Origin of the sequence: Streptomyces sp. NPDC053755, assembly GCF_040677675.1 — a bacterium.
Taxonomy (GTDB): Bacteria; Actinomycetota; Actinomycetes; order Streptomycetales; family Streptomycetaceae; genus Streptomyces.
The window spans coordinates 83,574-98,067 of record NZ_JBFASK010000016.1 but is presented as its reverse complement, the minus strand read 5'-3'; the positions used below and the strand labels follow the sequence as shown (position 1 = coordinate 98,067).

Genomic DNA, 14,494 nt, shown 5'->3' with positions numbered 1-14,494 from the left:
CCGGCGCCGAGCCGATACGGAGAGGCGCCCGTGGCCGTGCGCGCCCCACAATGGCGCGCATGAGCTGGAGCTTCTCCCCCGAGCGCGTCGACACCCCGGCCGCCACCGCCCTGCGCCGCGACTACTACGCCGAGGTCGCGAGCCGCTACTGGAAGCGGCCCGCGACCGAGGCGGAGATCGACGAGGGCCTGACCGGCGACGGCGTGGAGTCGCTGACTCCGCCGACCGGCCGGTTCCTCGTCGGCGCGTTCCGCGGCGAGCCGGCGGCCTGCGGCGGCGTCCTGATGCTCGACGACGAGCGGGCCGAGCTGACCCGCGTCTACATCCGGCCCGCCTTCCGGGGCAACGGCGGCGCGAGCCTCCTGATGGACGGCCTGGAGGACGCCGCTCGGGCGCTCGGCGCGCGCCGGATGGTCCTCAACACCCGCCTCGACCTGATCGAGGCCCGCACCCTCTACGTCCGCCACGGGTACGCGGAGATACCGGCGTACTGCGAAGGCCCGTACATGGACGTCTGGTACGGCAAGGCCCTGGCACCCACGGCCTGACGGCGGCGACAGGCCGTGGGCCATGGCCGCAGGCGACGGCGACGTCAGCACACGCCGGCGACGCGAGCCGGGCGCCGGCAGCGAGCGGCGCACTCCAGGATCCCGGCGACGGCCACGGCAGGCTCATGGCGGCGGCGAGCGGCCCGCTCCGAGGCACCCGGCGACGGCGACGTCAGGCGTGGTGGTCGCGAGGCGGCTCCGGCGACTGGGGACGTTCCGCGTCCGAGCCGCTCAGCTCGGCCGTCAGTTCCTCCACCAGCTTCACCAGATCCGTGGGCCGATCCGGCCCCCACCAGTCCCCGAGCAGCTCCGCCAGCGACTCCTCGCGCGCCGTGGCCAGCCTGGCGGTGGTCGCGACCCCCTCGTCGGTGAGGATCAACTGCACCCCCTCCCGGCGGGCGAGCCGCCGCTCCTCGACCTGCCGGGCCGCCTCGGTGATGGCCCGCAGCGGTACGGGGGTGGTCTCGGCGAGCCGGGCCGGTTCGACGGTGCCGTGACGGCGGATGCGCAGCAGCAGCCAGCTCGCGGCGGGCAGCAGATCGAGCCCGGCCTTCGCGGTGATCTTCACGTAGATCGCCTTGCGCCCCTCCCGGGAGCCGAGCACCGACAACGCGCGGGCGCACTCGTCGTACGAGGAGCGCTCCACCGGGTTGGAGGCGAGCGTCTGACTCGTGTCGGGGGCGGTGACCGAGCCGCGCAGCTTGTCCTCCTTGAGGAACCAGGCGACCACGAAGGCGATGAGGACGACGGGGGCGGCGTAGACGAACACGTCGGTGATCGAGGTGGCGTACGCGTGCAGGACCTCCGGGCGCAGCCCGGGCGGGAGGGCGGCAATGGTGCGCGGGTCGGCGGCCAGCTGCCCCGGATCGACGCCGGGCGGCACGTCCTGGCCGGCGAGGGCGTCGCCGAGCTTGTGGGTGAGCCGGTTGGTGAAGAGGGTGCCGAAGACGGCGACGCCGAAGGAGGCCCCGATGGAGCGGAAGAAGGTGGCGCCGGAGGTGGCGACGCCCAGGTCCTCGTAGGAGACGGCGTTCTGGACGACGAGCACCAGGACCTGCATGACCAGGCCGAGTCCGGCGCCGAAGACGAAGAACGTGAGGCTCATCTCCCAGGTGGAGCTGGTCTCGGTCAGCCGGTGCAGGAGGAGCAGCCCGACGGCGGTGACGGCGGTCCCGGCGAGGGGGAAGACCTTCCAGCGGCCGGTGCGGGAGACGATCTGGCCGGAGGCGGTCGACGTCAGGAGCATGCCGAGGACCATCGGCAGCATGTGCACCCCGGACATCGTCGGTGTGACGCCCTGGACGACCTGGAGGAAGGTCGGCAGGTACGTCATCGCGCCGAACATCGCGAAGCCGATGATGAAGCTGATCACCGAGACGAGGGTGAAGGTCCTGATCCGGAACAGCTTCAGGGGCAGGACGGGCTCGACGGCGCGCTTCTCGACCCGCACGAAGCAGACGAGGAGTACGGCTCCGAGGACCGCGAGGCCGATGATCTGCGGGGATCCCCATTCCCAGGTGGTGCCGCCGAGGGAGGCGACCAGGACCAGGCAGGTCGCCACGGAGGCGATGAGGAGGGTGCCGAGGTAGTCGATCGTGTGCCGGGTGCCCCGGGCCGGGATGTGCAGCACGGCGGCGATCACGAAGAGGGCGACGATGCCGATCGGCACGTTGATGTAGAAGACCCATCGCCAGGACAGGTGCTCGGTGAACAGCCCGCCGAGCAGCGGGCCGAGGACGCTCGTGGCGCCGAACACGGCACCGAACAGGCCCTGGTACTTCCCGCGTTCCCGTGGTGAGACGAGGTCTCCGACGATGGCCATGGACAGGACCATGAGGCCGCCGCCGCCGAGTCCCTGGACGGCGCGGAAGGCGATGAGCTGCGGCATGTTCTGGGCGATGCCGCAGAGGACGGAGCCCAGCAGGAAGATGACGATCGCGGCCTGGAAGAGCTTCTTGCGGCCGTACTGGTCGCCGAGCTTGCCCCACAGGGGGGTGGCCGCCGTCGACGCCAGCATGTAGGCGGTGACGACCCACGACAGGTGCTCCATGCCGCCGAGTTCGCTGACGATCGTCGGCAGGGCCGTGGAGACGATGGTCTGGTCGAGCGCGGCGAGCAGCATGCCGAGCAGCAGCGCGCCGATCGCGACGATGACGGTCCGGTGGCTCTGCCCCTCCCCGGGCTCGGGGCCCCCGCCGACGTCCGGCGTGCGTACTTCCTGGGCCATGGGCACTCTCCTCGGGTCTCCTCCGCGGATTGCGTACCCCCCATCCTGATCGTTATGTCCCGTTATGGCCCGCCGAAGGGAACGGCTGTTCCTGTACCGCGAGGGGCGGCCTGCATAATCGCTCGCATCGGAATGGGGAGGGGACCCACTGTGAGCGGACACGTCTGTCCAGACTGTGGCGTACAGAGACCGGGCTGCGCCTGTGTCCGGGCGGAGATAGCGGCGGCGGAGGATTTCGACCCGCTGCGGATTCGGCCGTACGTGACGCTGGAACCGCCGACGGAGGCGTACGGAGGGGCTCCCGTACCGCCACTTGAGGTACCGGGGCCGGGCGGCGCGGGACCGGTGTCGTCGGGGGGAGACGAGCCGCCGGGGCCGAGGCCGCCGCGAGCACAGCCGCAACCGCACCCGCACCCGCAGCCGGACTCACCGTCACCGGCGCCACTGTCGGCGCCCGAGTCGACGCCGTCGGGGGCGTCGGGGCCGTCGTCGGTGGAGGAGACGGCGCCTCTGCCCGTGACGGGACCGGCTCCCACACCCGCACCCTTCACGGCCGCGCCCTTCACGGCCGGCGCGCCTCGGGCCGGCGCCCCCTCCGAGACGATGCCGCTGCTCCTGCGCGGAGTCGTCGGCGACCCGGACTTCACCGGGAGCCACCCACGCGAGCTTGGGGAGGAACGGCCCGCCACCCGCCGACGCGGCGCGCTCGTGGCGCTGGCGGCGGCCGTAGCCGTGGCGGTGATCGGCACGGCGGCCCTCGCTGCGGGGCTGCTCGACGGCGGACAGGAGACCGACGACCGGGCGGCGGTGCCCACGGTCACCACGAGCCCGTCCGAGAACGTCGCCGTCTCGGAGTCCCCGACCCCCTCACCCTCGGCGTCGGCCTCCGCCACCTCCTCACCCTCGGCCACCCCCTCCGCCTCCGCCTCGCCGTCCGCCCGTACGGCGAGCCCCTCCGCCTCGCCCTCGGGCGGCCCGGCGACCTCCTCCTCGCCGGCCGGCCCGCCGTCGCCGTCCGCGAGCCGGAGCCCCTCCGCCCCGGCCGTGGCCCCGACGCAGACCGCCGAGGAACCGACCCTGCGCCCCGGGGACTACGGCAGCGAGGTCAAGGAGCTGCAGCGACGGCTGCGCCAGGTGTGGGCGTACGACGGCCGGGCGGACGGCCGGTACGACGACGACGTCGAGGAGGCGGTCGCGCGCTACCAGTCGTACAAGTACATCCGCGAGGATCCGCCGGGCGTCTACGGTCCGCACACGCGCCGTGCGCTGGAGGCGGAGACCGACGGGTGAGGTCCGCCATCCGGGACGAGTTTGGCGTGACGGCCCCCCGTTTTGTATCGTGGAGGAACAAAGTGGCCCCGCTCGCACTCCCTGACCGGTGAGCGGGTCCACTTCGTTCTCCTCCCACCCCTTTTGGAGACCGTTCATGGCCGCCGTCACCCCGGCAACGCTCACCGCCCGCGCCCTCCTCCTCGACATGGACGGCACGCTCGTCAACTCCGACGCCGTCGTGGAGCGCTGCTGGCGCCGCTGGGCCGTCCGCCACGGTCTCGACCCCGAGCAGGCGCTCAAGGTCGTCCACGGCCGCCAGGGGTACGCGACCATGGCCGTCCTCCTCCCCGACCGGCCCATGGAGGAGAACCACGCGGACAACCGGGTGATGCTGGCCGAGGAGACCGCCGACCTGGACGGTGTCGTGCCGGTCCCGGGCGCCCCCGCCTTCATGGACGTCATCGCCTCCCTGCCGCACGCCCTGGTGACCTCGGCCGACGCCGCCCTCGCCCGGGCGCGGATGGGCGCGGCGGCGCTGCGGATGCCGGACGTGCGCGTCACCGCGGAGTGCGTCGGCGCCAGCAAGCCGGACCCGGAGGGCTTCCTCAAGGGCGCGGCCGAGCTGGGCTTCGACCCGGCGGACTGCGTCGTCTTCGAGGACTCCGAGGCCGGTATCCAGGCGGGCCGGGCGGCGGGCATGCGGGTCGTGGGCGTGGGGCCGCGCGCGGCGGCCTTCGCCCCGGACGTACACGTCGAGGACCTGACGGCCCTGCGGGTCACTCCGGCGGCGGACGGCACGATCGAGCTGACGGTCCTGGCGTAACGCCCTGGCCGGGGCGGGAGTCCCGGCGCCCGGCCGCGGTCGGGCCTCGATGCCCCGCCCCCCCGGAGTCCTACGCCCGGGGGGCGACGTCCCGACGTCCCGCCCCGCCGGAGTCCGGACGCCCGACCTCGTCGGCCTCCCCCGCACCGCCACCGCACGGCATCCCCGCGCCACCGTGTCACCGCGGCGCCCCCGCCTCGGCCCCGCGCCCGACCCGCTCGGCGCCCCGGCGGCCGACGCACCTCAAGAACCCCCGCGTCACCGTGTCACCGCGGCGCCCGCGCCAGCCTCCCCCGCGCGACGAGTTCCAGCACCACCGCGACCGCCACCGCCTGGACCACCATCAGGGCGACCAGGACGAACAGCTGCACCGCTCCCGCCTCCCACGGTGACGCGCCGCCGAGGAGCATGCCGACGAACGCGCCCGGCAGGGTCACCAAACCCACCGTCCTGGTCTGGTCGAGCCCCGGCAGCAGCGCGTCCGAGGCCGCCTTCCTCGCCACCTCCAGGCGGGCTTCGCGCAGGAGGAGGCCCAGAGCCAGGCCGGCCTCCACCTCGCTCCGCCGCGTCTCCAGTTCGTCCAGCGCGCGCCGCCCTCCGAGCACCGTGGCCGTCAGCGCCCCGCCGATGAGGATCCCGGTCACCGGGATGAGCGCGATGCCCCGCACCGGCACGAGTCCGGTCGCCACCAGCGCCGCCACGACGGGCACGACGCCCGCCGCGATCGGAGCGCCGGTCCACCACCAGCCGCGCCCCGGCGCGGGAACGATCCGCCGGCCGGACGTCCACACCGCGACCGCGAACATCAGCAGCAGGAAACCCAGCAGCAGCGGCACGTGGCGCATCACCCAGCCGATCACCAGCGAGACGGCCACCAGCTGGACGGCCGCCCGCGCTCCGGCGATCAGGCTGTCCCGCGCCCGCCCCAGCCGCGCGACGGCGACCACCCCCGCGGCCGCGGCGAGCAGAAGGGCGAGAACCACCCCGAAGGTGACATTGACGTCCAGAAGCACGCGGCAACCCTAGGCGGAGAAAAGGAATCTGTCGCTCCGTCACACCCTTCCCACCTCTTGATGTGACGTGCTCATGTCGTCACCCTGTTACCTGGCGCACCCCCTACCGAAACCCGGCGCCCCCACGATGACCGGGCCGCCCGGCGCCCGCCGGACGGACGGCACGGCCAAGGTCCCCCAACCCAAGGGAGTTCACATGCTCGCCGCCAGTGTCTACGCGCGTCGATCCGTCCGTCGCGCGGGCGCCCTCACCGCCACCGCCGCCCTCACCGCCACCGGCCTCCTCGCGGCCGCCCCCGCCGCCCAGGCCGCGCCGCCCACTCCGGTCAGCGCCGCCACCGCCCGTACGTACCTCGCCTCGCTCACGGTGAAGGCGGAAGGTTCCTCCACCGGCTACAGCCGGGATCTCTTCCCCCACTGGAGCACCCAGTCGGGCGCCTGCAACACCCGCGAGGTCGTCCTCAAGCGTGACGGCGTCAACGTCGTCCAGGACTCGAGCTGCGCCGCCGTCAGCGGCACCTGGTACTCCGCGTACGACGGCGCCACCTGGACCGCCGCGTCCGACCTCGACATCGACCACGTCGTGGCGCTCTCCGAGGCCTGGCGCTCGGGCGCCAACTCCTGGACCACCACCCAGCGCCAGGCGTTCGCCAACGACCTCACCCGTCCGCAGCTCATCGCCGTCACGGACAACGTCAACCAGGCCAAGGGCGACCTGGACCCGGCGGAGTGGATGCCGTCGCTCACCGGGTACCGCTGTACGTACGCCCGCATGTGGGTCCACGTGAAGTACCACTGGAAGCTGAGCGTCGACTCCGCGGAGAAGAGCACCCTCCAGTCCGTCCTCAACGGCTGCTGACCATCCCCGGCGGCCGCTGACGACGCGCGGGGAAAGCTTCCTGCTCCCTCCGTCGTTCCGTACCGTACGGCGGAACGACGGAGGGGAATCAACGATGGACGTCGGACTCGGGCCCGGGCCCGGACTCGGATTCGGACTCGGACTCAACGAGGCGCCAGGACCCGGCGCGGCGCTCAGGCTCGGACCCGTGCTGCGGTACGTCGACGGCGTGACGGGCGACAGCGCGACGGTGTGGGTCGAGGCGGACCGCCCCAGCGCGGCGGAGATCCGGTGCGCGGACGGGGCCGGCGGCCGTGCGCGTACGTTCCAGATCGCCGGTCACCACTACGCCCTCATCCCGGTGACCGGCCTGACACCGGGCAAGGCGACACCGTACGAGGTGCTGCTGGACGGCCGACGCGTCTGGCCGCTGCCCGACTCGCCCTTCCCGCGGAGCACCATCCGCACCTTCGCTCCGGGACGGGAGGAGGAGCTGCGGGTCGCCTTCGGCTCCTGCCGCTGGGCGGCGAAGCCCGCGAGCGGCCACGACCCCGTAGGCCCGGACGCCCTCGACACCCTGGCGACCGCCCTCGCCGCGGCGGCGGCGGACAGCACCGGCACGGCGGATGCCGCCGGAACGGCCGAGACCACCGGACCGGACGAGGGCTCCGGTGCCGCCGTCGAGCGCCCCGACGTGCTGGTACTCCTGGGCGACCAGGTGTACGCCGACGAGACCTCCGAGGCCACCCGCCGCCGCCTCGCCTCGCGCCGTGATCCGCGCGACGCGCCGGGCTCCGAGGTCGGGGACTACGAGGAGTACACCTGGCTCTACGACGAGTCGTGGCGCGAGCCCGAGGTCCGCTGGCTGCTGTCCACCGTGCCCAGCTGCATGATCTTCGACGATCACGACGTCATCGACGACTGGAACACCAGCGCGGCCTGGCTGGCGGGGATGCGGGCCACGCCCTGGTGGCGCGAGCGGATCCTGAGCGGGCTGATGTCGTACTGGGTGTACCAGCATCTCGGCAATCTCTCCCCCGCCGAGCTGGCGGCGGATCCCCTGTACGCCGAGGTGTGCGCCGTGCCCGACGGTACGGAGCGGCTGCGGCGGTTCGCGGCCGAGGCGGACGGCGATCCGGCGTGCGTGCGCTGGAGCTACCGGCGGGACTTCGGCCGGACCCGGCTGCTGATGGTCGACACCAGGGCGGCCCGCGTCCTGAAGGAGGACGCCCGGGCGATGCTCGACCCGGCCGAGGCGGGCTGGGTACGCGAGCAGGCGCTCGCCGACCGGGGCTCGTACGACCACCTCCTCATCGGTACCTCCCTTCCCTGGCTGCTGCCGCCGCTCGTCCACGACGCCGAGGCCTGGAACGCGGCGCTGTGCCGGGGCGAACGGGGCGGACCCCGCGGCCGCTGGGCACGCCTCGGGGAGCGGGTGCGCCGGGGAGCCGACCTGGAGCACTGGGCGGCGTTCCCCGCGTCCTTCGAGTCGCTGACGAGGCTGATCGCGGAGGCGGCCGGCGGCCCCGGGGCCCCCGCGACCGTGTGCGTGCTGTCCGGAGACGTGCACCACGCGTACGTGGCGGAGCCCAGGTGGGCGGACGGGAGAGTCCCCGGTGAGACTCCGGTGGCGCACGTGGCGCAACTGACCTGCTCGCCGCTGCACAACGCGGTCCCCGCCTCCATCCGGCTCGGCTTCCGCTTCGGCTGGAGCCGGCTGGGCCGGGCCCTGGGGCGGGCGCTCGCCCGGCACGGCCGGGTGGGCCGGCCGGTGGTCGGCTGGCGCAAGACCGGGGGTCCGTGGTTCGGGAACCAGCTGATGACACTGACGCTCCGCGGCCGCCGGGCCCACCTGACCTTGCGTCAAGCGCGCGAGGCGGAACGACTGGTGACGGTCGACGAGCGGGTCCTCCACGAGGGCGGCGGCGCGGACCGGCGGGACGTGGGGCGTCGGCGCGACGACGCCGGGTGAGGCTCGCCACAGATGCGGACCGGTCGAATGTTGAACTTGCAAGTATTACTGAGGGGTGCCTAACCTGACGGCCTCATCGGTTCCGCCCCCCGCGTTCCGTTCCCCGCGAACGGACCCGACCGAAGGAGTCCGTCCCCATGCCCCGTCCCGTCAACCGCCTGCACCAGGCCCAGCCGTACGCGCTCGGGCTGTTCCGCATCGTCGTCGGCCTGCTCTTCGCCAGCCACGGCGCCGCCTCGCTCTTCGGCGTCCTCGGCGGCGCGATGGGCGGCGGCACCGTCGAGGCCGGCGCCTGGCCGGGCTGGTACGCGGCCGCGATCCAGCTCGTCGCCGGTGTCCTGGTCCTGGCCGGAGTGGGCACGCGCAGCGCCGCGTTCGTCGCCTCCGGCTCGATGGCGTACGCGTACTTCACCGTCCACCAGCCCGAGGCGCTCTTCCCGCTGCAGAACAGCGGCGAGGGCGCGGCGCTCTTCTGCTGGGCCTTCCTGCTGCTGGTCTTCACCGGCCCCGGCGCCCTGGCCCTCGACCGGCTGTTCGGCGCGCGGGGTGCCGAGCCGGCCCGCCCCGAGGAGAAGCGCGCACCGGCGGCGGCATGACCCCGTCCGCTCGCTCACGGGGGCCGGAAGCCGCGACGGCGGTTTCCGGCCCCCGTGGCGTACGAAGGTCCGTCACCCCTCCTCCACCGCGCCCCCACCCCGTCCCCCACCGCTCCGGCGGCCCCGCGTACGCTCTGACCCTGTGAACGTGTTCGACAGCATGGGGTCACTGCGGTCGCTGACCGCGGGCCCGTGGATCTACGCGGCGGTGGTGACGTCGGTACTTCTCGACGTCTTCCTGCCCGTGCTGCCGAGCGGGATCCTGGTGATCACGGCCGCCACGGCGGCCGCGACGGCCACGGCCGCGTCCCCGGACGTCCCTTCCGTACTGCCGCTGCTCCTCTGCGCGGCCACGGCCTCCGTCCTCGGCGACTTCGCGGCGTACCGCCTGGCCTGGCGGGGCGGGGCCCGGCTCGACCGGGCCATCGCCCGCTCGCGACGGCTGACCCTGGCGCAGGAACGTCTCGGCGCGACGCTGGCGCGGGGCGGCGGACTGCTCGTCGTGATCGCGCGGTTCGCCCCGGCCGGCCGGTCGGTGGTCTCCCTCGGAGCGGGCGCGGCGAAGCGCCGGATCGAGGAGTTCCTGCCGTGGTCGGCGCTGGCGGGGGTGGCCTGGGCGGGCTACAGCGTGGGCCTGGGCTGGCTGGGCGGGCAGTGGCTGGGCGCGACCTGGTTCAGCGCGGGGGTCTCGGTCCTCGCGCTCTTCCTCGCGGGAACGCTGGCGGCCTACGTCATACGGCGTCCGGCTGCGGCTCCCGCTCCTGCTTCTTGACCGGGCCCTTCGCGCCCTGGCTTCCGCGCTCACGCCGCCCGTCGCGCCTGGCGGGCCGATGCCCGTCGTGCCCGTCGTGTCCGTCGTGTTCGGCATGCGTCCGGTGCTGCTCACCCTGCCCGTCGGTCCCGGCGTGCGTCTCTCGGGCCGGTCTGTGGCCGCCCCGGACCTCCAGCCCGTCGAGGAGCCGTGCGGTGGCCTGGGCGATCTCCTCCACGGCCCGGTCGAACACCTCCCGGTTGTGCGCGGCGGGCGCGCGGAAGCCGGAGACCTTGCGGACGTACTGCAGGGCGGCGGCGTGGATGTCGTCCTCGGTGGCCTCTTCGGGCAGGACGGGCGGTCGGAGGGTCTTGATGCTGCGGCACATGCCTCCAGTGTGACGCGCCCCACTGACAACGGTCGGCGACGGCTCGACCACCGACTGACAACGGTAGGCGACGGCTCGACCACCGCCCGGACCGGCTCGGCGACGAGCGAGGGCCCGCGCGGCGACCGCGCGGCCGGCCTTCCGTGAACGCTCAGCCTCCGAGGGCGCGCCTGCTCCTGGCGTTGATCTCCGCGGCCCGGGCCCGCAGCTCCCTCAGGGGTGTCGCGGGCTGCACGTCCGCGGGCTCCGCCTCCCAGGCGCGGCCGCCGTCGACGGGCCGGATCAGGCACCGTCCCGCGACGCTGTCCAGATAGAACCCGACCCGCCCGGTGGCGGCGTCGCGTACGAGGTCACCGGCCTCGGGCAGTGGCAAGGGCTGCACGAATCGCCTCCGTCCCGGAATCCTGTCCGTCCCAGCTCTCTAGAGATACACCCCAGAGAAGCCGTGCGCCCCTTCCCTGTCAACGTATCTCTAGAGATGTCCCCCGATGGATGGATCGGCCGCTCACGTCGGCCCGCAGGCGTGCACCACCGCTCGGGAGTGCGCCGTAGGGTGTCCCGCAGACGAAGGGAGAGGCCCACCCATGACTGACCGGAACAGCGGTCGTCGGCCCAAGTACCAACGGATCGCCGACGAGTTGAGGACCGCCATCCAGTCAGGCGCCTTCGCCCCCGGCGACCGGCTCCCCGGCGAGAACGACCTCATGACGACCTACGAGGTCGCCCGTATGACCGCCCGGCAGGCCCTCTCCGTCCTGCGCAACGAGGGACTCGCCGAGGCCCGCAAGGGCGCCGGCGTCTTCGTCCGGACCTTCCGCCCGCTGCGCCGCCGCGGCATCCCCCGCCTCGCACGCGAGCACTGGAGCACGGGCCGCTCGGTCTGGTCGGCGGACATCGAGGACCGGGCGCTGGAGGTGGACCAGATCGAGGTGGACGAGGCCACGGCGGGCTCCAGGGTGGCGGCGGCGCTGGAGCTCCCGCCGGACGCGCCGGTGTGCGTGCGCAGCCGCCGCTTCGTCCTGGACGACAAGCCGGTGCTGCTCTCGGTGTCGTACCTCCCGGCCGCCCTCACCCAGGGCACCCCGATCACCACCCCGGACACCGGCCCCGGCGGCACCTACGCCCGGCTCGCCGAGCTGGGCCACCAGCCGGTCCGCTTCCGCGAGGAGATCCGCTGCCGGATGCCCACGGCCGACGAGTCGGCGCGGCTGGCACTCGGCTTCGGCACGCCGGTCATCCTCATCAGCCGTACGGCGTTCACGGACAAGGGCGTCGCGGTCGAACTCAACGAGATGACGCTGGACTCGGCGTCGTACGTCCTGGAGTACGACTTCGACGCGTGACGGCGAGGACGCTGCCGGGCGCCGCGTACCCCACGCCCCCGCGGAAGCGCTCTGCCGCTCACCGCACCGCCTGTTCCGGCGCCGTCCCCGGGCCCGCATGGGTGACCACCCGTCGTTCCGCCCCGGCCTCGGCCGCGGACCGGCCGGCCTGCGCCGCGGAGTGGTGACCGCTCCCCTCGCCGTCGGCCTCGCAGACGAACAGCCCGCAGTCACGGGCGATCTCGACGAGCGCGGGGCACGGCTCGCAGTCGCCGGAGTACGCGAGGCTCCGTCCCTCCCCGTCCTCGACGCGCAGCGCGAAGGCGGGCAACCCGTGCTCGACGGCCCCGCTCCGCAGCACTGGACCGCCGACGCGCGCCTCGTGTCCGTCGTACAGTTCCTCCACCGCGAAGGCGGACTCGACGGGACTGCGCACCGCCCCGTCGGTGAGGAATCCGGCCGGCCGGTCGGTGGTCCCCGGCGGCCCGTAGAGGGGCAGGGCGACTCCCGCCGGATGCCGGCGTCGAGGAGCCCGTAGTACGCGGTGAGCAGGCCGGCGCGGTCGGCGTGCAGATGCGAGATCCAGACGGCGTCGGCCTCCCCGAGCCCGACGTACCGCTGCTGTTCCCCGAGCGCCCCGCTCCCGGCGTCCACCCACACCCGTGCGCCGCCGCCTTCGACGAAGGTAGCCGGAACAGGGGTTTCCGGCACGCGGGTACGGCGGGGCGGATCCGAGCACGGTGATGGGCGGGGTGTCCGTGGCCATCCGCCGAGTCCACCGCGGCGCTCGGGCCGGGCACCCGGCCGCCGCCCCGACGCCTCCCGCGCCGCGCGAGTGACCCCGTGCGCCGTCCCCCACGCGGCTGCGGCCCCCGCACGGCGGGTAGATCCCGGCGAGGAGGAGGTGGGGGACATGGTCACGGTTCGCCCCGAGGACTACGGCGCCGCCCCCGGCAAGGACGCGACGGACGCCTTCAGGAAGCTGTTCGCCGACGTCGACAAGCGGCTCGTCCGCGATGCCGGCGGCGGGGTGCCGGTCGCGACGACCGACATCCTCCTGGCGGGCGTGTACACGGTGTCGGGCAGCATCATGCGCCCCGTCGCGGGCCGCGCACAGGGCCTGACGGTGCGGGGCATCGGCAAACGGGCGTCGGAGATCGTCATGACCGGGCCGGAGCCGCTGCTGGTCAACAAGGACCGGTGGATGGGCGTGCGCTGGTACGACGTCAGCTTCCGTTCGACCAACCCGAAGGCGTCGTACCTGTACTCGTCGTCGACGGGCGCCTGCCAGGACTGGGGATGGACGAACTGCGAGTGGCGCGGCACCTGGCAACGGGGCATAGGCCTGGACGGGCCCCAGGCCAGCAACACGAACTCCGAGATGTTCTGGACGAACTGCCACGTCAACGGCGCCTACGCCGACGCCTTCCTCCGCATCGGCATGACCCCGAGCCGGCCGCAGCAGGACCAGTTCCTCAACTACTGGTTCACCGGCTGCAAGATCGAGTACGACCACGGCGACTTCGTCCGCGCCGACAAGGGCGGTTTCATCAGCGTCGAGAGCGGTTCCTTCGTCATCAAGGGCCGGCGCCCCGACGGCGGCACCTCCCGCTTCTTCCACTTCCCGACCGCCGGCCACCACGACTCGGTGCAGCACCTCAACGTCCGCGCCGTCCGCTTCGAGCTGCGGCACGCGACGTCCAAGGTCATCGAGTCGAGGTGGGCCGGCCAGACGGTCTTCGACGGCTGCTCCGACACGGCGCTGGGCTTCCAGCCGCACTCGCCCTCGCTCGTCGCTCACGAGTACACGAACCCGGGCGTGGTCACCTACCGGAACTGCGACCTGGTGGGGAAGCACGCCTACCACCACACGGCGGCCAACCCCCGGCAGCGCGTGGTCTACGAAGCGTGTACCCGCCGGAACAACCGCACCCGTGCCGCCTTCCTCACCCTCGACGGCCCCCACGCCCCGAAGGCCCCGCCCGTCGTCCACGTCAACGACGCGGACGGCATCAGGTAGCCGGGGCGGGCGCGGGCGGCAGCCGGGTCAGACGCGGGACGGCAGGTCGCGCACCGCGTCCAGCGCCACCCGCCACGGGTAAGCCGCCGGGTCGCCCTGACCGGGGTGATGGGGCAGGAATCCGTCCTCCCCGTACAGCACCGTCACGCCGGCGCCGCGCAGCGTCGCCACCGACCGCTCGAACTGCGGATGCTGAACGTACGCCGCGTTGACGCACGGCATCGCCACCATCGGGATCCGCTTGCCGATCCCCTCCGCCATCACCCCCACAACGTACGTGTCGGTGATCCCCAGCGCCCACCGATTGAACGTGCCGAACGTCAGCGGCGCGGCCAGCACGGCATCCGGCTGCGGCCAGACCTCCGGCTCGCCGGGCAACCTGTAGTCCCAGCGCACCGGATGCCCGGTGAGCGCCGCGAGCCCGTCGAGGGAGGGCCCGAGCCACCGGGCGGCGGTGGGTGTCAGCCCGAGACACACATCCCAGCCGTCGGCCTGTGCGTCCTCGACCACACGGGCGATGTCGAACACGGGTGGCGCGGCGCTGCTGAACAGGTACAGGGTCCGAGTGCTCATACGCCTATCCGATCACACTCCGATCCGCCGGCGCCGGACGATGTGCGGCCGGTGCGCGGGAGGCGCGGGCATCTCGGGATGGTCCTGACGAGTGAGGAGGAAAGCTTTCACCGAAGACCCGTCGACTGGCCTCGCGCGAAGGGCGGTAAAG

14 protein-coding genes and 2 pseudogenes are annotated in these 14,494 nt (G+C 73.5%); 9 read left to right on the top strand and 7 right to left on the bottom strand.

Annotated features, from left to right (window positions below):
- Positions 1-59: 59 nt before the first annotated feature.
- Positions 60-548, top strand: a complete 489-nt coding sequence (locus AB0K65_RS17525) for a GNAT family N-acetyltransferase (protein WP_365717324.1) — start codon at positions 60-62, stop codon at positions 546-548.
- Between the two features lie 172 nt (positions 549-720).
- On the opposite strand, the gene AB0K65_RS17520 is transcribed toward AB0K65_RS17525, so the two are convergent.
- The gene (locus AB0K65_RS17520) at positions 721-2,775 is read right to left on the bottom strand and encodes an MFS transporter (RefSeq protein ID WP_365717322.1); all 2,055 of its coding nucleotides are present in this window, start codon (positions 2,773-2,775) and stop codon (positions 721-723) included.
- A gap of 516 nt (positions 2,776-3,291) precedes the next feature.
- Here AB0K65_RS17520 and AB0K65_RS17515 point away from each other — a divergent pair.
- Together AB0K65_RS17515 and AB0K65_RS17510 are read left to right on the top strand one after the other, a co-directional pair.
- The gene (locus AB0K65_RS17515) at positions 3,292-4,065 is read left to right on the top strand and encodes a peptidoglycan-binding domain-containing protein (RefSeq protein WP_365717320.1); all 774 of its coding nucleotides are present in this window, start codon (positions 3,292-3,294) and stop codon (positions 4,063-4,065) included.
- A gap of 136 nt (positions 4,066-4,201) precedes the next feature.
- The gene (locus AB0K65_RS17510; RefSeq protein ID WP_365717318.1) at positions 4,202-4,870 is read left to right on the top strand and encodes an HAD-IA family hydrolase; all 669 of its coding nucleotides are present in this window, start codon (positions 4,202-4,204) and stop codon (positions 4,868-4,870) included.
- A 266-nt stretch (positions 4,871-5,136) separates the two neighbouring features.
- On the opposite strand, the gene AB0K65_RS17505 is transcribed toward AB0K65_RS17510, so the two are convergent.
- A complete protein-coding gene (locus tag AB0K65_RS17505; RefSeq protein ID WP_365717316.1) occupies positions 5,137-5,883 on the bottom strand; it encodes an ABC transporter permease in 747 nt (248 codons plus the stop codon).
- Positions 5,884-6,079: 196 nt separating this feature from the next.
- On the opposite strand from AB0K65_RS17505, the gene AB0K65_RS17500 reads away from it, so the two are divergent.
- From AB0K65_RS17500 to AB0K65_RS17485, 4 genes are all read left to right on the top strand, one after another.
- Positions 6,080-6,742: an HNH endonuclease family protein gene (locus tag AB0K65_RS17500; protein WP_365717314.1), complete on the top strand. Its 663-nt coding sequence runs from the start codon at positions 6,080-6,082 to the stop codon at positions 6,740-6,742.
- A gap of 94 nt (positions 6,743-6,836) precedes the next feature.
- Positions 6,837-8,693, top strand: coding sequence for an alkaline phosphatase D family protein (locus AB0K65_RS17495; RefSeq protein WP_365717312.1), 1,857 nt, complete (start codon positions 6,837-6,839; stop codon positions 8,691-8,693).
- Between the two features lie 137 nt (positions 8,694-8,830).
- On the top strand, positions 8,831-9,289 hold the full coding sequence (locus AB0K65_RS17490) for a DoxX family protein (protein WP_365717310.1): 459 nt from the start codon (positions 8,831-8,833) through the stop codon (positions 9,287-9,289).
- A 160-nt stretch (positions 9,290-9,449) separates the two neighbouring features.
- Positions 9,450-10,061 (top strand): VTT domain-containing protein, encoded by a 612-nt coding sequence (locus tag AB0K65_RS17485; RefSeq protein ID WP_365717439.1) that lies wholly within the window; start codon positions 9,450-9,452, stop codon positions 10,059-10,061.
- A 157-nt stretch (positions 10,062-10,218) separates the two neighbouring features.
- Here AB0K65_RS17485 and AB0K65_RS17480 read toward each other — a convergent pair.
- Positions 10,219-10,428 (bottom strand): annotated as a pseudogene (locus tag AB0K65_RS17480) (DUF2277 domain-containing protein); the annotation flags it as partial.
- A 151-nt stretch (positions 10,429-10,579) separates the two neighbouring features.
- Positions 10,580-10,810 carry a hypothetical protein gene (locus AB0K65_RS17475; RefSeq protein WP_365717308.1) on the bottom strand — a complete coding sequence of 77 codons (231 nt, stop codon included), beginning with the start codon at positions 10,808-10,810 and terminating at the stop codon, positions 10,580-10,582.
- Between the two features lie 202 nt (positions 10,811-11,012).
- On the opposite strand from AB0K65_RS17475, the gene AB0K65_RS17470 reads away from it, so the two are divergent.
- Positions 11,013-11,771, top strand: coding sequence for a GntR family transcriptional regulator (locus tag AB0K65_RS17470; protein ID WP_365717306.1), 759 nt, complete (start codon positions 11,013-11,015; stop codon positions 11,769-11,771).
- A gap of 58 nt (positions 11,772-11,829) precedes the next feature.
- On the opposite strand, the gene AB0K65_RS17465 is transcribed toward AB0K65_RS17470, so the two are convergent.
- Together AB0K65_RS17465 and AB0K65_RS17460 are read right to left on the bottom strand one after the other, a co-directional pair.
- The gene (locus AB0K65_RS17465) at positions 11,830-12,186 is read right to left on the bottom strand and encodes a hypothetical protein (RefSeq protein ID WP_365717304.1); all 357 of its coding nucleotides are present in this window, start codon (positions 12,184-12,186) and stop codon (positions 11,830-11,832) included.
- Positions 12,187-12,332: 146 nt separating this feature from the next.
- Positions 12,333-12,665 (bottom strand): annotated as a pseudogene (locus AB0K65_RS17460) (hypothetical protein); the annotation flags it as partial.
- Between AB0K65_RS17460 and AB0K65_RS17455 the strand changes: the two are divergent.
- Positions 12,664-13,770 (top strand): hypothetical protein, encoded by a 1,107-nt coding sequence (locus tag AB0K65_RS17455; protein ID WP_365717302.1) that lies wholly within the window; start codon positions 12,664-12,666, stop codon positions 13,768-13,770. The pseudogene AB0K65_RS17460 and the gene AB0K65_RS17455 overlap by 2 nt on opposite strands.
- Before the next feature lie 27 nt (positions 13,771-13,797).
- Here AB0K65_RS17455 and AB0K65_RS17450 read toward each other — a convergent pair whose 3' ends face one another.
- A complete protein-coding gene (locus AB0K65_RS17450) occupies positions 13,798-14,343 on the bottom strand; it encodes a flavoprotein (RefSeq protein ID WP_365717300.1) in 546 nt (181 codons plus the stop codon).
- Between the last annotated feature and the right edge of the window lie 151 nt (positions 14,344-14,494).